This is a genomic window from Falsibacillus albus, from assembly GCF_003668575.1.
Lineage (GTDB): Bacteria > Bacillota > Bacilli > Bacillales > DSM-25281 > Falsibacillus > Falsibacillus albus.
Genome location: NZ_RCVZ01000004.1, coordinates 95,414 through 114,562, shown reverse-complemented (window position 1 = coordinate 114,562; position 19,149 = coordinate 95,414). Strand labels below are relative to the sequence as shown.

The following is a 19,149-nucleotide window of genomic DNA, read 5'->3' as shown; positions in this document are numbered from 1 at the left end:
TACTATATAAATAGGAGAAAAAATAAAAAACCTACTGCAGCTGCAAGTAGGTTTAGAGCCATTTTATTTTCGGTTCGGTTCCGTTGATGATACGCTTTATATTGGCGCGATGGCGATAAATGACAAAGAAGGCCATTAACCCGATGACAATGATCAGCGGTATGTCCGGCTCATGGTTGTAAAAAAGGCTGGTGGCAAAGGCTACAATGGCTGCAATCATGGAAGAAAGCGATACGTATTTCGTCAAATATAAGCTGATAAAGAATACAGCAATAAGGATTAGGAATAAAATCGGCACATAACCCAATAGCACACCGCCAGAAGTGGCGACAGCCTTACCTCCGCGAAATCCTGCAAAAACCGGAAACATGTGTCCGATAACAGCAAAAGTTCCCACCAATAATGGATGTAGATGATCAAAACCGAATATTAGCGGAAGGCTGGTAGCCAATGTACCCTTTAGAATATCAGCGATTGTCACAGCAAGTCCGGCTTTGACCCCCAATGTGCGGAATGTATTGGTGCCTCCTAAATTTCCGCTTCCATGTTCCCGTATGTCCACCCCATAAAATGCCTTTCCTACAATCAATCCGGATGGGATCGATCCTAATAGATAAGCGAGTAAAAGAATAAGTGCATATAGCATTTACAAAGCTCCTTTATTTCAAATCTGTCACAGGTTCTATTATTGTACCATGAATAAAGTTGAGAAATAAAAAGAATTTTCTAGATGGGTAATTTCTCTTTTCTTCATTCCCCACTTCTTGTACGATGAAATGGGGAGGAAATGAAATGGAAGTTATACAACAGGAAAGAGCGCCGAAGACTAGCGTGATGTTTGCCATAATTGCATGTTTTCTGTTTCTTTCCATCACTGGCTATCTATTATTTTATTTTTATCCATTTGCTTCGAATCAAAAGGCAGCGTTTAAGACGGCTCAGCATCCGATCGTATTTGAAGATAAAATTGAAGGGGATGCCGTCATCAAAAATGGAGTGGTATACGTACCTGCATCTTTTTTAATGAAGCATGTGGATTCATCGGTATATGAGGATCCGGCAACACATTCAGTCGTCATTACAACAAAAAACAAAGTCATCAACATGCCCGACTCATCATTGAAGTATTACATTAATGAAAGGCCTGTAACATTGCATTTTCCTATTAATATGGAGATAAACAAAAAACAATACATAGCATTGGATCCCCTTATTTCCTTTTATCCACTTCAATATAAAGAGTTTAAGGAGACAGAGATCATACAAATTGAAAAAGATGGGGAAACGCATCTTAAAGGAGAAGTCGAGGGACAAGATGCAAGACCTGCATTTTTACGGCTCAGAAAGGAACCCGACTTGCAATCACCATATGTAGATCAAGTGGAGAACGGAGAAGAGGTTGCGATCATTAATGAAGAGAGAGGATACTATCTGGCTAGAACCGATTCTGGAATCTCAGGGTATATCAGGAAGTCTTACATACATTTAAAGGGCAAGAGAACCGTTCATGTTAGAATGGACCAAGAATCGTGGAAGCCGATAAAAAGCCCCCTTCCGATACAGCTGACTTGGGAAACGGTATATTCTAAGAATCCTGATGTCAAGAAGCTTGGCGAACTTCCAGGGATCAATATTGTATCACCTACGTGGTTTCATCTCCTCAATGAGAAAGGAGATATCGACAACCTCGGCTCAATGGAATATGTGCGCTGGGCTCAAAATCATCATAATCAAATATGGGGCGTCTTTACAAACTCGTTTGATCCAGAACTTACCCACGAGGCATTTAAAAGCTTTGAGAGCAGACAGAATATTATCCGTGAATTGATACATTACAGCAAACTGTATCAATTAAATGGAATCAACCTGGATATTGAAAATGTCTCCTTTTCAGACAAGGAGTATGTGACTCAATTTGTCCGTGAAGCAGCTGCCAGGCTTCATCAGGCTGGATTGATTATTTCCATGGATGTTACCTTCATTTCTTCGAGCGGGAATTGGTCTAAATTCTATGATCGCCAAGAGTTGGCCAGATCTGTTGATTACATGATCGTGATGGCATACGATGAGCATGGGGCAAATTCCCAGACTTCTGGAAGTGTCGCAAGCATTCCGTGGGTAGAAAATAACCTAAAGGCTTTGTTAAAAGTTGTACCAAATGAAAAGCTGGTGCTTGGAATTCCGCTATTTACACGATTGTGGAAGGAACAGAAACAATCAGACGGAAGTCTCACCGTTTCTTCTAAAGCATTAAAAATGGATGAGGCTAAACAATGGATCACCGAAAGGAAACTGACTCCGATTTATGATCAAGATTCCGGACAAAACTTTGTAAGCTATACGAATGAAAAAGAACAAGCAACTTATAAAATGTGGTTAGAGGATGAATGTTCACTGCAAAACCGGACTGCCCTAGCGGAAAAATATCAGCTGGCTGGCGTTGCAGCATGGGCAAGATATTTTGCAGATCAGTCGGCATGGACATCATTAAAAAACAGTATGACTGCACTGTACCAAAAAAAGTAGGTGAGCGATTTTGTCAAAATACATATTTGGAGCCATCCAATGGATGGCTTTTATGATTGCGGGATCGATCGTAGCCCCAATCGCAATCGGTGATTTATTTCATTTATCACCTTCTGCAACAGCAGAGTTTGTGCAAAGAACCATTTTTGTCCTTGGGATTTCAAGTATACTGCAGGCTTCACTCGGACATAAACTTCCTATCAATGAAGGGCCGGCAGGATTATGGTGGAGCGTCTTTGCCATATATGCAGGCTTCATTGGCACCATTTATTCAAGCAGCCAAGCCACCTTGCAATCGCTGGAAGCGGGGATGATTGTAAGTGCACTCGTTTTTTTTCTATTAGCAGGTTTTGGTTTGATTGAAAAGTTAAAGAATCTATTCACCCCGACCGCAACATTCGTATATTTGGTATTACTTATTCTTCAATTGAGCGGATCGTTTATGAAGGGCATGCTCGGGCTGTCGAATGAACAAACGCATGTACAGCCGACTGTCCTCCTTGGGAGCATTGCCGTCATTATTTTGACCTATTTTTTAGGGAGCTTGAAGGTGAAATGGATCAGCCAGTATTCCATCTTGATCAGTTTGCTGCTCGGATGGATACTCTTTTATTTTTTAGGGGAGGCACCTTCAATTCCTTTAAACAGAGGAGCCATCTTTTCATTGCCTCAGATATTCCCTTTTGGACCGCCAAGATTCGATAGTGGAATGATTACTACTGCAATATTTGTTGCCATCCTCCTAACCACTAATATGATCGCTTCCGTACGGGTGATGGAGGAGGTCCAAGGCCGGATTACAGGGAAAAGGCCAAGTCCCAATTATAAAAAAGCCGGTCTTATATCCGGGATCAACCAAGCTGCAGGAGGAATCTTCGGTGCGGTTGGACCTGTTCCGATATCCGGGGCTGCCGGATATGTTCAAGCGACTTCTATAACATCCATCAAGCCATTTATCTTTGGATCTATCATGATCACCATCCTTTCTTTATTCCCATCCGTCATGGGAATCATGGCTGCCATTCCGACTCCGGTGGGCTATGCAGTAACTTTCGTGATTTTTTCAAGGATGGTGGGGATTGCTTTAAGTGAACTGGATAAAGAAACCGATAAGCCATTGGCCCGGATAGTTTCAGGAGTATCCTTGCTCATTGGCGTGGGGGCGATGTTCATTCCGGTAAAAGCGACGGAGCAATTGCCGATCATCTTTGCATCCCTTTTGAACAATGGATTGATCCTTGGAACCATTGCCGCCATTTTGACAGAACAATGGATCAGATTCCAAATAATTAAACCAAAAGGCTGACTCGTTTTTGTGTAACGGGTTTGGTTAAGAAGATTAAAATGATAAACAACATAAAAAAAGGGGTGCTATTCGCACCTCTTTTTTGTCATTTGGACTATGATTTAGCATTAATATTAAATATCTTTATAAACAAATTCTCGATATTTCACAAAATCTCTCTTCTTATAAAAGCTCTTTGCGATTTCATTATTGAACCAATAATCCAATTCAATCCTGTTAATCCCATTTGCTTTTGCAATATTGGTTATTTCGTCCATTAGCTTAGACCCATAACCTTTTTTTCTTTGGTTTTCTGAGATGCTTATTTGATGCACATACACCGATTTATACGCTTTTTTAAAGGTGGTACCAGGATAAGCCTTAAATTCAATAAAAGCATACCCTAAAGGTTCGTCATCGTCCTCCAACAGAAGGAAAGTAAACTCTTCTTTATCAATAATTTTTTGAAAGAAAGTCTTATTATCCTCAAAATTATATTTTTTGAAATGCTCAGGATATAAGTTTGCGTGTAAATCGTGAACATATTTGTTCAAATTAGCGATTAAGTTACTATTGCATGTTTGACTGATTTTCATCTTCATTCCTCCTTGTAAAAATATTCCTGAAATGAAATGCTAACAAAAATATCACCTTGAAAATCTCCTCAAATCAAGCGATCTTTAAGGCAATGAGCCTATGTTTTTAACAATTTTGAACTACTTTTGCCACACATGCAGTCTTATGAAATTAAAGATTCTCAGTCTGTTAATAAATATGTTAAAGGTTGCTGTCACATGAGAATTCAACCTTTGTTTTTGTGACAGCCTATTATCTTTTCTCTGATAAAAGAAAGGAAGTTTACGTTTTTTGCCGAAAGGGAAACATATACTAGAAAAATTTTAAGGCAGGTGAAGTTGTTGATCACTTTTAAGGATGTAAAAAAGACATTTAAGGATGGCTACACAGCCATTAAAGGAATCGATTTGGAAATTCCAAAAGGAGAGCTAGTCGCTTTGATCGGACCAAGCGGATGCGGGAAAACAACGACGATGAAAATGATTAATAAGCTCTTGATTCCAACTAGCGGCGACATATACATAAATGGGGATAATATCTCGGATAAGGACCCAGTAGAACTCAGGAGAAGCATCGGATACGTGATACAACAAATCGGGTTGATGCCTCACATGACCATTGAAGAAAATGTAGCGCTCATCCCAAAATTAAAAGGATGGGAAAAAGCAGCGTATCAAAAAAGAGTTGATGAGTTATTGACGCTTGTTGGATTGGAACCATCCATCTTCAAAAAGAAATACCCGCTGGAGCTAAGCGGTGGCCAGCAGCAAAGGGTCGGGGTAATTCGAGCTCTTGCTGCAGAACCACCGATTATTTTAATGGATGAACCTTTCAGCGCGCTTGACCCTATAAGCAGGGAACAGCTACAGGATGAATTAAAAGCACTGCAAAGGCAAATTCAAAAAACGATTGTTTTTGTCACACATGATATCGACGAAGCACTCAAGATTGCTGACAGGATCGCCATCATGAAGGATGGACGCATCGAGCAGTATACAACGCCTGAAGAACTTATCAAGCAGCCGGCCAACTCCTTCGTCGAACAATTCATCGGAGAGGATCGCCTGAATCAAGTGCCTGCAAACGATAAATTAATGGATCTAATTGAAGAATTTCCAGTACTGTCCATTGAACGTGATTTTACAACCAAGCTGGAAGCGTGGCCAGAATCTATGCCTGATGACTTATCGGAGATTTGCGTCATTGACGTAGACGGCCAATACCGAGGGACAGTTTTCAAAGAAGAAATGGAAAGCAACCCAATGACTAAGAACCTTATTCATTTAACGGACCTCCACGTAAAGCCGATGGATGATATTAAAGAAGCAGCCAGGCTGATACATAGGACTGGCAGGACATCAATCCCCGTCGTTGAACATGGTCGATATGTGGGAATAGTAAAAAAAGAAAACATTTTCACGGCAATGGCCGGCATTAAAAAGGAGGTTAATGTATGAGTTCTGCTGTTCAAATGTTTTGGGAAACCATCACAGGCAGGAGCGATCTGATTATCGGAGGTCTTGTCCAGCATTTATATTTATCTTTTGTATCCATCCTGATTGCCATCGTGATTTCCCTTCCATTGGGGATTTTCATTTCGCGACAGGAAAAGGTGGCGGAAGTATTCATCGGCATCACCGCTATTTTTCAAACAATCCCTAGTCTGGCTCTATTTGGATTCCTTGTCCCATTAATCGGCATTGGGGATGCCACTGCCATTATTGCCTTGACCATTTATGCACTATTGCCGATTTTACGGAACACATATACCGGCATCGTCGGAGTCGATCAGGCAATTATCGAAGCCGGGAGAGGTATGGGAATGACAAATGGTCAAATACTAAGAAAGATTGAGCTGCCGCTTTCTTTGCCTGTCATGATGGCGGGTATTAGGACAGCTACTGTATTGACGGTTGGTGTCGCTACGCTTGCTACATTCGTGGGCGCAGGAGGATTGGGAGATATCATTTATAGGGGGCTTTCAACCTATAATAATTATTTGGTGCTTGCTGGAGCACTTCCTGCAGCGCTGCTGGCGATTCTATTTGATTTTATTTTACGGATGATTGAGAAAGCGACAACACCAAAAGGACTCAAAAATTAATAAACGGGGGAATTATGTTGAAAAAATCATTACTCTTGGCTTTAATCAGTACAGTCATTGTCTCCATATTTATGGCTGGATGCGGCAATGGAAAAAAAGATACCATCGTCATCTCCGGGAAGAAATGGACCGAGCAGTACATACTCCCACAAATATTAGCCGAATATATTAAAGCAAAAACAGATTATAATGTTGAAGTAAAGGAAGGCCTTGGGGAAGTCTCCATATTGACCCCCGCCATTAAAAAGGGCGACATAGATATGTATGTGGAATACACCGGGACAGGTTTGGAAGCGGTATTAAAGGAAAATGCAAAGCCTGGTGAGTCTTCTGAAAGTGTATTAAAGCGTGTAAGGGAAGGCTATGACAAAAAATATGATGTAGCATGGCTAAAACCTCTCGGCTTTGAAAACACCTATACATTGGCATATAGAAAGGATCAAAACATCGATGCAAAAACCTTTTCAGATTTGGTCCCATATGCTGACAAACTGTCATTCGGCGCCCCTCATACATTCTATGAAAGAGCGGATGGATATGATGCTTTAGTAGATGCGTATGGTTTTAAATTTAAAGATAAGAAAAGCCTTGATCCAAACATCATGTATGAAGCTGTTAAGAAAGGCGATGTGGACCTGATTCCAGCTTTTACGACAGATGGACGGATTCAACGCTATAATTTGGCAACGACCAAGGATGATAAAGGTTTTTTCCCAAAATATGATGCAGCTCCGATTGTCCGAAAAGATGTTTTGAAAAAATTCCCGAAATTAAAAGGTGTCGTTAATCAGCTTGCGGGGAAGATCAGTGCAGCCGAGATGAGCGAAATGAATGCAAAAGTCGATATTGATAAAGAAGATCCGAAAAAAGTTGCTAAGGATTTCTTGATAAAAAAAGGCTTAATCAAGAAATAGATGCAATATCCAATAGAAGGATGACATTTACCCGAATTGAGGGTAGATTGTCATCCTTCTTTGGTACTTCGCACGCAAAAGTTTCTTGCACATTGGCAAAACTTGCCTTACTCTAAAAAATAGAGGGAATATTTAACCAAATTCAGGCTAACGGAGGTATGATAACCGATGTCAATCCAAAATCCAACGAGAGATGAAATAAAAACCATCCTGAAAAAAGCAAAAAGAATTGCAGTAATCGGCTTGAGTGATCAACCGGAACGAACTTCCCATTCGGTCTCCAAAGCAATGCAAGATGCTGGCTACGAAATCATTCCAGTCAATCCGAATGTAAGGGAAGTCCTCGGCCAAAAGGCCTACCCATCCTTAAAGGATGTAGAAGGGCACATCGATATTGTCAATGTATTCCGCAGATCAGAATTTCTGCCTGGCATTGCGAAGGAATTTACTGAAGTAAATGCCGATGTATTTTGGGCCCAACTTGGTGTATATAATGAGCAGGCGTATGAATACTTGAAAGAAAAAGGTTATACTGTTATTATGGACCGCTGTATTAAAGTGGAGCATGCCATGACTAAATAACCTAATTGGGATTCTTGAGCTAGAGAGTCAATTCCGTTTATTCTGCCTGTAAAATCATGGATTTTTCCTGTAGTCTCGACAGGCAAAAAGAAAAATAGATTTGCGAAAAAATTATAAAACGCTACAATAATTCATAGACGTTATGCTAAAATCAGAGCAAGCGAACGTTTGTTTGCGTATGTATAGTGATTGTTTTTGTTTTTGAAAGGGGAATGTATGTGGCCAGTAAGCAGCAATTGTTCGACTATAATGATGATGCCATTCAAGTATTAGAAGGATTGGAAGCAGTCCGCAAACGGCCGGGTATGTATATCGGCTCAACGGATGGCAGAGGCTTGCATCATCTTGTATATGAAATCGTCGATAACTCTGTAGATGAAGCATTAGCAGGCTACGGAAATCATATTATTGTCAAAATACATAAAGATAACAGCATCAGCGTTGAGGATAAAGGCCGTGGAATGCCGACTGGTATGCACAAACTCGGCAAACCGACTCCTGAAGTCATTTTCACAGTCCTTCATGCTGGAGGAAAATTTGGACAAGGCGGCTATAAAACAAGCGGCGGCCTTCATGGTGTCGGTGCCTCTGTCGTCAACGCTCTATCAGAATGGCTGACCGTAACGATCAAAAGGGATGGGTTCACCTATCAGCAGCGCTTTGTCAGTGGAGGAAAGCCTGAAACGACCCTGGAAAAGATCGGGAAGAGCAAAAATAGCGGCACAACCATTCATTTTAAACCAGATCCGACGATTTTCAGCACAACAACCTATAACTATGACACGTTGTGTGAACGTCTAAGAGAATCTGCATTCTTATTAAAAGGGCTTAAGATCGAAATCATAGATGAAAGACATGACCAGCAGGACGTCTTTTTCTATGAAAATGGGATTGAAGCATTTGTAGAATATTTAAACGAGGAGAAAGATTCCCTTCATCCTGTCGTATTCATTGAAGGTGAAGCCGGCGGGATTGAAGTAGAATTTTCATTCCAATTTAATGATGGCTTTTCTGAAAACGTCCTTTCGTTTGTCAACAATGTCCGGACAAAGGATGGCGGCACGCACGAAGCGGGAGCAAAGACCGCGATGACACGTGTATTCAATGAATTCGCACGAAAGGTGAATTTACTGAAGGACCGGGATAAAAACCTTGAAGGAACGGACATCCGCGAAGGCTTGGCCGCTATTGTCTCTGTAAGGATCCCTGAGGAGCTACTTCAATTTGAAGGACAAACAAAAGGAAAGCTCGGCACAAGCGAAGCTAGGTCTGCGGTGGATGCTGTCGTATCCGAACACCTTTCCTATTTCCTTGAAGAAAATCCGGATATCAGTTCTTTGTTGATCAAGAAATCGATAAAAGCAGCCCAAGCACGGGAAGCTGCAAGAAAAGCAAGAGAAGATGCGAGGAACGGAAAGAAACGGAAGCGTTCAGAAACTGTGTTATCTGGGAAGCTTACTCCGGCCCAATCAAGGAACCCTCAAAAAAATGAATTGTACCTGGTTGAGGGAGACTCCGCAGGCGGTTCTGCTAAACAAGGACGGGATCGTCGCTTTCAAGCGATTCTTCCACTGCGCGGAAAGGTCATCAATACAGAAAAAGCTAAACTTCAGGATATTTTCAAGAATGAAGAGATCAATACAATCATCCATGCAATCGGCGGCGGAGTCGGACCCGAATTTAATTTGGATGATATCAATTATGACAAGATCATCATCATGACAGATGCAGATACGGACGGGGCCCATATCCAAGTCCTCCTGCTGACGTTCTTCTACCGCTATATGAAGCCTTTGGTCGATGCAGGACGCATCTATATTGCACTTCCTCCACTCTATAAAGTAAGTAAAGGAACCGGCAAAAAGGAAGTGGTCGAATACGCCTGGACGGATGATGAACTCCAGGGAGCCATGAAAAAAGTCGGAAAAGGCTACATGATCCAGCGTTATAAAGGTTTGGGAGAAATGAACGCAGACCAGCTATGGGAAACGACCATGGATCCCGAATCCAGGACATTGATCAGGGTCCGCATCGATGACGCAGCTAGAGCGGAGCGCAGAGTGACGACATTGATGGGCGATAAAGTAGAACCCCGCAGAAAATGGATCGAAAACAATGTCGAATTTGGACTTGAAGAAGACCAGAACATTCTCGAAAATGAAAATTTATCGGTCGCAGAGGAGGTAAAATAGAGAATGACAACAGTAGAGAAATATCAAGATTTGCCCCTTGAGGACGTATTAGGCGACCGCTTTGGACGGTACAGTAAGTATATTATTCAAGAACGGGCTTTGCCTGATGCCCGTGATGGATTGAAACCGGTGCAGCGGCGCATCCTCTACGCTATGCACGTAGAAGGAAACACTGCTGATAAGGGCTTCCGCAAATCAGCGAAAACGGTTGGGAATGTAATCGGCAACTACCATCCTCATGGTGATACATCGGTTTATGATGCCATGGTGAGGATGAGCCAGGATTGGAAAGTCCGTAATCTATTGATTGAAATGCATGGAAATAATGGTTCGGTCGACGGCGATCCTCCTGCAGCAATGCGTTATACGGAAGCAAGGCTTTCCGCTATATCTTCCGAACTCCTGCGCGACATTGACAAAAGAACGGTTGATTTCGTCCCGAACTTTGACGACACATCCAGTGAACCTACCGTTCTGCCAGCCAGATTCCCTAGCTTGCTGGTCAATGGTTCAACTGGAATTTCCGCAGGGTATGCCACGGAAATTCCTCCCCATCACCTTGATGAAGTAATAGATGGGGTAATGCTAAGGATGGATAACCCAGAATCCACAGTCGATGAAATCATGAGCGTCATTAACGGGCCTGACTTCCCGACGGGCGGAATCATCCAAGGGAAAGACGGCATCAAAAAGGCTTATGAAACAGGCAAAGGGAAAATTGTGATCAGAGGGAAAGCAGAAATTGAAGATATCCGCGGTGGACGACAACAAATTGTCGTGACTGAAATTCCATATGAAGTGAATAAAGCTAACCTCGTTAAAAAGATGGATGAATTCCGGGTGGACCGTAAAGTCGAAGGAATCGCAGAAGTGCGTGACGAGACAGATCGAACCGGCCTCCGCATTGTCATTGAGCTGAAAAAAGAAGCCGACGCAGAAGGAGTCCTCAACTATCTCTACAAGAACAGCGATTTGCAGATTCCATACAACTTCAACATGGTCGCCATACATAACCATCGTCCGAAGCTGATGGGCATCCGACAGCTTCTGGATGCTTATATCGAGCACCAAAAGGAAGTCGTCACAAACCGGTCGCAATATGAGCTGAGCAAAGCACGGGAAAGACAGCACATCGTCGAGGGCTTGATGAAGGCACTTTCGATTCTTGATGAAGTAATCGCTGCCATTCGCGCTTCTAAAGATAAAAGAGATGCAAAGGATAATTTAAAATCGAAATTTCAATTTACGGAAGCACAGGCAGAAGCCATCGTCTCTTTGCAGCTTTACCGTTTGACGAATACGGATATCACTGCGTTGAGGGCTGAAGCTGAGGAGTTATCCAAAAAAATCGAAGAACTTTCTGCTATTTTAGCCAGTGAAAAGAAGCTGATCGCTGTCATTAAAAAAGAGCTGAAGGAAATCAAGAAGAAGTATGCTGACCAGCGCCGGACGAAAATCGAGGATGAAATCGAAGAAATCAAAATCAATCTGGAAGTCCTCATTGCCAGCGAGGATGTTATGGTTACGGTGACGAAGGACGGCTATATCAAGCGAACTTCACTTCGTTCGTATGCGGCATCGAATGGGCAGGACCTTGCCATGAAAGAATCTGACCGTGTATTGGCCCAGATGGAAATGAATACGACAGATGTCTTGCTGCTGTTCACCAATAAAGGGAACTATTTGTATTCGCCGGTTCACGAACTGCCTGACATCCGCTGGAAAGATCTTGGCCAACATGTCTCGAATATCATCCAGATCGATCGGGATGAGCATATTGTAAAAGCGGTCCCAATCAAGGATTTCACTGAAGATGCCTACTTATTGTTCGTCACAAGAAACGGTATGGTCAAAAAAACGGAACTGAAACAATACAAGGCACAACGGTATTCCCGTTCACTTGTAGCAGTGAACTTAAAGGGAGAAGATGAAGTTGTAGATGTCCATAAAACCAACGGCGGCATGGATATATTCCTTGTCACTCATCTAGGATATGCATTATGGTTCAATGAAGGAGAAGTGAATGTCGTCGGTCCTCGGGCTGCCGGTGTCAAAGGAATAAATTTAAAAGATGGGGACTTTGTGGTTGGCGGAAAAGTGATGTCTCCGTCGGATCAGCCAGGCGTCTTCATCGTGACCCATAGAGGGGCAGTCAAGAAAATGAAATTGGCGGAATTCGAAAAGACCACCAGGGCCAAACGAGGAGTGGTCACCTTAAGGGAATTGAAGTCAAACCCGCATCGAATAGTCAGTTTCGAGCTCGTCGAATCCAACGACATCATTTATATCGAAAGCGAAAAGGGAATGGTCGAAACAGTTGAAGCGTCCAATTTACGAAACAACGACCGTTATTCAAATGGCTCATTCGTCATGGATGATACCGAAACCGGATCTATGACAACAAGTTGGAAGGAAGTAAAGCCTGCTGAAAATACAGGGGCAAAGAATAAAGCATAATTACAAAAAACACATGGGGAAGCAAAAAAACTCATGTGTTTTTTGCATTATATTTACAAATTCAGCGTTTGATGAAAATCATCTGGGGGAATAGATAACCAAGGACTAATAAGCGCTTCATACATAATATATTAGAAAAACGTTTGACGAATTATTTTTTTGTTTATTCATAATATTCTTCCTTTAAATACTTTACAAGATATTAAACTTGATGAATGAAAAAACTTTTGATATTTTATAAGAAGGACTTTTCTAAGTTTTTTTAGAATAATATTTTCAGGAGGAGATGAAATCGTTTTATGAAGGTATTAACAGATGTTATCGGGGTATTGAATGATTATATGTGGAGCTATATCCTGATTGTACTGCTCATCGGTCTTGGGTTGTTATTCTCTCTGCGATCGAGATTCGTACAATTCAGATATTTCGGAGAAATGTTCCGCGTACTAACGGATAAGTCAACCATTTCAGCAGATGGAAAACGAGGAATTTCATCATTCCAGGCTTTTACAATCAGTACAGCTTCCCGTGTTGGGACAGGAAACCTTGCAGGAGTAGCCTCAGCCATTGCCGCAGGAGGTCCTGGTGCTGTATTTTGGATGTGGTTGATTGCGCTATTAGGCGGAGCATCGAGCTTCATGGAAAGTACATTGGCACAGATCTACAAAATCAAAGATGAGGATGGCTTCAGGGGCGGTCCTGCGTATTATATGGAGCGCGGACTTAAGAAACGCTGGATGGGGATCTTATTTGCAATCGTTATCACCTTTTGCTACGGTTTGGTCTTCAATTCCGTCCAGGCAAATACCATCTCCATTGCTATGGATGAAGGTTTTGCAATCAGCAGGTGGATGATAGGGCTCATCCTGGCTGCTCTAACCGGAATCATCATTTTTGGCGGCCTCAAAAGAATTGCTCATGTAACACAGATAGTTGTCCCTGTGATGGCTGTTCTATATATCATTCTTGCTATATTCGTTCTTGCGAAGCATATTGGAGAACTTCCATCCATGTTTTCACTTATTTTTGAACACGCCTTTGGAATTCGTCAATTCGTTGGCGGCGGAATCGGTGCAGCATTAATGATGGGGATTAAACGAGGACTGTTCTCAAATGAAGCCGGTATGGGTAGTGCTCCGAACGCTGCCGCGACAGCAGCAGTCAGTCATCCTGTGAAACAAGGACTGATTCAAACTCTCGGGGTGTTCACGGACACGATCATCATTTGTACGGCAACAGCATTTATGATCCTTTTATCCGGGGCATACACTGATGGTCCAAAGGGGCCGCAGGGAATCGCACTTACACAGGCCGCATTGAGCACGCATGTCGGAAGCTGGGCGACCCTATTCGTAGCTGTAGCCATCTTCTTATTCGCGTTCAGTTCAGTGATTGGAAACTACTATTATGGTGAAACGAATATCGAATTCATCAAAAATAGCAAAGTAGGCATCTTTGTCTACCGAATCGCGGTAATCGGCATGGTTTATTTCGGTTCGGTCGTTGAATTCGGAGTGGTTTGGAGTCTTGCCGACTTGTTCATGGGTATCATGGCAATCATCAACCTGATTGCCGTGACGATGTTGGCCAAAGTTGCACTTGCTGCTTTGAAAGATTATCGTGCACAGCGAAAGGCTGGAAAAGATCCTGTGTTTTATTCCGATTCGATTCCAGGATTGACAGGGATCGATGCATGGGATAAAAAACCACAGCAACAGAGAAAAGTTCAATAGGATGAATTTTATAGAATGGGCTGGCCCTAAGTGGCCGGTCTATTTTTTATGTCATTTTTACATAAATATTCCTTCGCCGGTGATGATAACTATATTAAAACTTAAAGGAGATGATTGCGGTGAAAAAAGAGTTGTTATTTGCCTTCTCTGCCTTCTTTTTAATGTCGCTCCATGCCATCGCAGGTGCATTTACCGGCCAGCAGGAAAAGCCCGTTCCTAAAATCATTGAAACGTATGAAGAGGATGTAACCGGATCAGGCGAAAAAACTACCATCATCCTGAAAGGGATACCTTTTGATAATGAAAGCAGCTATTTGAAAACAATTTGGGCCGATGTCCAGTTATCCAAAAATTCAACTACCCGCATTGACTATGACCCAGGCTATGATCCGAAGATCGAATTTATCGATTTAAATCATGACGGTGTGAAGGATTTACTTGAATCGAGTGCAACTGGAGGCAGTGGAGGGTTCCACAGCTATAGACTCATCACCTTGAAAGATGGAAAAGAAAAAGTCATTCCGATGCCGCCTTCCTTACAGATCCAAGGACAATTCGAAGATCGATACCAAGCATCGATTTACATTCCTGAAACTAATCAACGGTATAAGGTTGATCTTTCGGAACGAAAGGAAGACTACGACCGGCTTGGCATCTATAAAAACGGAACATTAAATGAACCTTATGAATTAATGATCAGCCCGACATCTTACTTTAAACCGGTAAAAATAAAGGGCAAACCGGGATACGGCCTTGTCGGATACCAACAAGTCAGTGGCGCTTACCATGCAGACGGAATCGGAATTGCAGAATCCTACTGGTACTATGAAAACGGGAAATGGCAGCTCCTCCATGTAAAGTGGATTCCTTATAATAAGCAAAAATAAGCACAAGAAATAGGCATTTGTCATAATATACGGTAGGCCATTGACTGAAAAATGGGAGGGGCTTGCCGTGAGAGAATTTAAAACAGAAAAACTATCCATGTCCCTGCTTCCTTCCGCCACTGTTTTTTTTCCAGTGGAGGGGAGGAAGTACACAATGACGCATTCAGATTCAACAGGAGATATGTTTGTGAGCATCGGCTGTTATTATGATGCCGATAAAATCAATCCTATATTAAGAGATGAAGTTTTTGCAGAGTGGAGCCTTCATATAGGGCAGTATGTTTTAAGGGCGAATGTCCTTGTAAGCGGAGGGGAGTTCGATGAAAACCTATCCGCTGTAAGGTTCTTGATCTTCGAAAAAGAAATGCCCACCGCTTTAAAAGCCATCGTAACTGCGGATCGCAGTTTTTATGCTTACTTCCCATGGCTCCTAGATATGCCGATTTATGTAGAGTTTGATTCGATTTTTCCTCAGTATCATCAAATTAAATATTTTGGCACAGTCCGACAGTATTTAATAAATGATGGAACTTAAGACACATGTCTTGATTGGAAGAAATAAGAGTGAAAGGATTAATCTTATGGAAGAACTTCATATGGGACTTCTGACATCCAAAATATTGGTTGGGTTCGCGGCGCTATTCTTTATTGTGTCCGTCACAGGAAGGGCATCCATTTATCAATTAACACCATTTCATTTAGTATTTGTCCTTGTATTAGGCGAATTCTTGGGTAACGCGTTGTATGAAAACAGTGTGAGCACGCTGCAATTTCTATATGGTACGACCATATGGATGCTGCTGATGTTGACTGTTGAATGGACTACCCAGAAATTCAAAAAAACACGGACATTACTGGTCGGCAATCCAGCCATCGTAATCCGGGAAGGCATTTACGATAAAGAGATGCTTAAGAGAAATAAAATCGAAGTTAACCAAGTAGCAAGCTTGCTGAGGCAAAACAGCGTCTTTTCCGTCCGGGAAGTAAAATATGGTATCCTCGAAGCAAACGGACAGATCAGTATTCTATTAAAGGATCAACATAAAACACCTACCAAACAAGACATGATGCTGGCAGTAAAGGAGGAGGACTTGCCAATTTCTTTCATTGTTGACGGCCAAATACTAAACGACAACCTGAAAGATCGCGGATTCAGCAAACAGTGGCTGATGCAGGAACTAAAGAAACATGGATATGAAGATGAAAAAAGGATATTTTACGCAGATTGGCAAGCAGATGATGGATTACATATAAGTCCGATGCAGGGAAAGCAGCAAAAGTGAAGAGTTTCCCATAGCATAATTATGTAAACAAACTAAAAAGATTATGAAATTAACACAGAAGATAAATCGGTTATAGAAATTGTCAGTTAATTATGTATAAAAAGACGCAGTTAATCCAGTGAATCTTAGAAAGTGCGATTTGAGGGCAAACTTTCGATTAATTTTGGCTGGATTATGATAAGTAATAAAAACAATGCTGCAGAAAATACTTTAAACAAACAAATTCTGATGAATATGAATTTGTTTGTAAATTTTTCTCCGTCTCATTATTAATAGTATACTTTTGATATGAGACTATTTATTTGTTCATTTTACAGCTTCCTATAATATATATTATGTAAACTAGAACGTGAATAACATTATTGATACGTCCCCTTAGTTTAGTGCATTCTATATTCCCCTACTTTCAAAAAACCTTTTCTGTTATTTTACAAACTGAAAATGATCAACCTTATTTGCTCAATTCGTTCATTTTGTTAGATTAAGTGTTTGAACCGACTCAATTTCAAGTTTGATTCTGATTCTGGGGCAGATGAATTAGATTGCGTGCCGTTTGATAATAAAACCTCGAATACAAAAAACCTTAATATATGCATATTATAGAGGGAAAATTGGCTGGGCTCAAAAAAATAAGAAACCAGTTTTCCTATTGATTCAATTTTATTATTTCAGTCATATCAAGAAGGCACTCGTTTCCTCTTTTCCCTTTCATCGCCACCTCCAAATTAAGTAAATATTCGGATATCCATGCCCCTCCATATTACCAATGGCCACAGTTTTATCGTGGCTAAAGTGAAAATAGCCGAGGCGAGTCTTCTCACGCCGGCTTTGTATAAATAGTAGGAGGTCCAACATTAATTTTTTTGCTCCAATTTCACTGAATTTAGCTCATACTTCACTTCAGCGAAATTCTTCATGACAAGCTCTTCTTTTAGAAGATTGCCCGTCCTTCTGTCATGAACCTTTCGCCAGATTTCATTGCTTCGATAATTCTTATTGTTTTTAGTAATGAACCTATGATTCCTTTCTTCGATATGGTATGTAAATGGCCACGCTCCACTAGTATGGATAGCACCTTTCAAATGCTTATCTGTCAGCCACACCTTGATTTGGAAAGGCTGGTCAGTCGGATTGAAAAACCTGAGGTCGACATAATTGTAAAACACTCCAGCCCCGCTTCCAAACGGAAGGACCCTGCCATTGTCGGGAAAGGGATCAAAACTATGATGATGGCGTTCAATGATCTCCATAGGTGTATGAATAGCCATCCAATAAAGTAAGTTTGCCAACTGGCATATGCCCCCTCCGACTCCGGTCTTAACTTCTCCCAACGAGAGCAGCATCCCCTCGATATAACCCTTTGACCTCTCAGGCTTCCCCACCAGATTCCAAAACGAAAAGACCTCTCCAGGACCAATGATGATGCCATCGATACACTGGGATGCAATCCTCAGATTGATAATTTTATTTTCTTGCAGAATGGGATCACTGTCCCCAAGCTTTCGCCTTAAAAGAGATTGGTGCTTTTTGCAATTTACCGGAAAGTTCTGTAATTCATATCTTTTTGCAAACTTTTTATATCCGATCAAATCCAGAATTGTCCGGAAGAACTGCTTTTGTTTAATTCTAAGGTGATACAAAAATGGATAAATTCTAATCAATTCCATGATCATTCCCCCTCGATTGTTTTCTTATGTATATTTGATCTCCCTTAATATTTTACCATATAATTACAAAAGAATAGATTTATATATTACGATCTTAAAGTATCTTCCCTCCTAACCGAACATTTGTTCTCGGTGGCGAAAAAACGCATTTTTACAAGAAGACCATTCATATAGAACGAAAAAAAGCCCTGCAAAAAAGCAAGACTTTTGAACGTAAATAAATAATGAAATGAATATTATTTCTCTACTTTCTTCTTCAGTTCCTCGAGTTCATCTACAAGCTTCATGACCATTTCATCGCTTTGTCTCAGTTGTTCATTCAACAGCAGGATCGTTTCTTCCTCCCATTGAAAAGGATTTCCGTTTTCTGGTGCATATTTCAGATCCCGGTACACGTCACCATTTTCTTTATTATTCTCATTGAAGTAAACTGCTATTTCACAGCCGCTATCACCCATTGCGATTCTTTTTCTTAGGGTGACCTTTGAGTAACCGAACTTTCGTGAAGCAATACCTCCGAAGACACTTGAAGTCATATTGCACAAGTGGGGAGCATCCTTGACCAATTCCCCGAAAGGACAAATTCTTGCCTTTACTACCACATGATCGGGATGTACGGATGCAATATAAAAGTGTCCACCAATTGAATTCTTTAAGTCGACGATGATTTCTGCGTAGCGATCGACAGTCCACTCTTCGTCTCTTTCACCATAAAACCCTTCAATCCATTCACCAGTCCGCAGCCCCATTTGCCGGATATATTCACTTGCGGTTTTACCGACTGTCTTTTCGTGAATGTAGGCATATTGTGTAATGAGTTTTGATAGAAAAATGGTCCCTGTCAAATGCTTTATTCCTTCCATCAATGAAAAACCCCCTTTTGATTCCTTGCTTTGAAAGATGCTTTTCATATCGGCTATTTTATCGGAACCAACTTGTCAAT

General features: G+C 41.4%; 16 protein-coding genes. 12 read left to right on the top strand and 4 right to left on the bottom strand.

Annotation, left to right across the window (positions count from 1 at the left end; all coding sequences use genetic code 11):
* Positions 1-52: 52 nt before the first annotated feature.
* Positions 53-646: a glycerol-3-phosphate 1-O-acyltransferase PlsY gene (gene plsY, locus D9X91_RS07665; protein WP_121680011.1), complete on the bottom strand. Its 594-nt coding sequence runs from the start codon at positions 644-646 to the stop codon at positions 53-55.
* Between the two features lie 146 nt (positions 647-792).
* On the opposite strand from plsY, the gene D9X91_RS07660 reads away from it, so the two are divergent.
* Positions 793-2,526, top strand: a complete 1,734-nt coding sequence (locus D9X91_RS07660) for a glycosyl hydrolase family 18 protein (protein WP_121680010.1) — start codon at positions 793-795, stop codon at positions 2,524-2,526.
* Between the two features lie 10 nt (positions 2,527-2,536).
* Positions 2,537-3,832 (top strand): purine/pyrimidine permease, encoded by a 1,296-nt coding sequence (locus D9X91_RS07655; protein WP_121680009.1) that lies wholly within the window; start codon positions 2,537-2,539, stop codon positions 3,830-3,832.
* A gap of 113 nt (positions 3,833-3,945) precedes the next feature.
* On the opposite strand, the gene D9X91_RS07650 is transcribed toward D9X91_RS07655, so the two are convergent.
* Complete coding sequence (locus tag D9X91_RS07650) at positions 3,946-4,407, bottom strand: GNAT family N-acetyltransferase (protein ID WP_121680008.1); 462 nt, start codon at positions 4,405-4,407, stop codon at positions 3,946-3,948.
* 321 nt (positions 4,408-4,728) lie between these two features.
* Between D9X91_RS07650 and D9X91_RS07645 the strand changes: the two genes are divergently transcribed.
* The 10 genes from D9X91_RS07645 (at position 4,729) to D9X91_RS07600 (ending at position 16,539) form a co-directional block, all read left to right on the top strand.
* On the top strand, positions 4,729-5,844 hold the full coding sequence (locus D9X91_RS07645) for an ABC transporter ATP-binding protein (protein WP_121680007.1): 1,116 nt from the start codon (positions 4,729-4,731) through the stop codon (positions 5,842-5,844).
* Positions 5,841-6,491: an ABC transporter permease gene (locus D9X91_RS07640; RefSeq protein WP_121680006.1), complete on the top strand. Its 651-nt coding sequence runs from the start codon at positions 5,841-5,843 to the stop codon at positions 6,489-6,491. The genes D9X91_RS07645 and D9X91_RS07640 overlap by 4 nt, the downstream gene beginning before the upstream one ends.
* A gap of 14 nt (positions 6,492-6,505) precedes the next feature.
* On the top strand, positions 6,506-7,405 hold the full coding sequence (locus tag D9X91_RS07635) for a glycine betaine ABC transporter substrate-binding protein (protein ID WP_121680005.1): 900 nt from the start codon (positions 6,506-6,508) through the stop codon (positions 7,403-7,405).
* 168 nt (positions 7,406-7,573) lie between these two features.
* Positions 7,574-7,987: a CoA-binding protein gene (locus tag D9X91_RS07630; protein WP_121680004.1), complete on the top strand. Its 414-nt coding sequence runs from the start codon at positions 7,574-7,576 to the stop codon at positions 7,985-7,987.
* A 218-nt stretch (positions 7,988-8,205) separates the two neighbouring features.
* Positions 8,206-10,179, top strand: a complete 1,974-nt coding sequence (parE, locus tag D9X91_RS07625; RefSeq protein WP_121680003.1) for a DNA topoisomerase IV subunit B — start codon at positions 8,206-8,208, stop codon at positions 10,177-10,179.
* A gap of 3 nt (positions 10,180-10,182) precedes the next feature.
* A complete protein-coding gene (gene parC / locus D9X91_RS07620; RefSeq protein ID WP_121680002.1) occupies positions 10,183-12,636 on the top strand; it encodes a DNA topoisomerase IV subunit A in 2,454 nt (817 codons plus the stop codon).
* A 299-nt stretch (positions 12,637-12,935) separates the two neighbouring features.
* The gene (locus tag D9X91_RS07615) at positions 12,936-14,369 is read left to right on the top strand and encodes an alanine/glycine:cation symporter family protein (RefSeq protein ID WP_121680001.1); all 1,434 of its coding nucleotides are present in this window, start codon (positions 12,936-12,938) and stop codon (positions 14,367-14,369) included.
* A gap of 110 nt (positions 14,370-14,479) precedes the next feature.
* Positions 14,480-15,256: a hypothetical protein gene (locus D9X91_RS07610; protein ID WP_233569733.1), complete on the top strand. Its 777-nt coding sequence runs from the start codon at positions 14,480-14,482 to the stop codon at positions 15,254-15,256.
* A gap of 67 nt (positions 15,257-15,323) precedes the next feature.
* Positions 15,324-15,791 (top strand): staygreen family protein, encoded by a 468-nt coding sequence (locus D9X91_RS07605; protein ID WP_121679999.1) that lies wholly within the window; start codon positions 15,324-15,326, stop codon positions 15,789-15,791.
* A gap of 46 nt (positions 15,792-15,837) precedes the next feature.
* Positions 15,838-16,539, top strand: a complete 702-nt coding sequence (locus tag D9X91_RS07600; protein WP_121679998.1) for a DUF421 domain-containing protein — start codon at positions 15,838-15,840, stop codon at positions 16,537-16,539.
* Positions 16,540-17,393: 854 nt separating this feature from the next.
* On the opposite strand, the gene D9X91_RS07595 is transcribed toward D9X91_RS07600, so the two are convergent.
* Together D9X91_RS07595 and D9X91_RS07590 are read right to left on the bottom strand one after the other, a co-directional pair.
* Positions 17,394-18,206 (bottom strand): VanW family protein, encoded by an 813-nt coding sequence (locus D9X91_RS07595; protein ID WP_121679997.1) that lies wholly within the window; start codon positions 18,204-18,206, stop codon positions 17,394-17,396.
* Positions 18,207-18,442: 236 nt separating this feature from the next.
* Positions 18,443-19,069 (bottom strand): methanogen output domain 1-containing protein, encoded by a 627-nt coding sequence (locus D9X91_RS07590; RefSeq protein ID WP_121679996.1) that lies wholly within the window; start codon positions 19,067-19,069, stop codon positions 18,443-18,445.
* Positions 19,070-19,149: the final 80 nt, after the last annotated feature.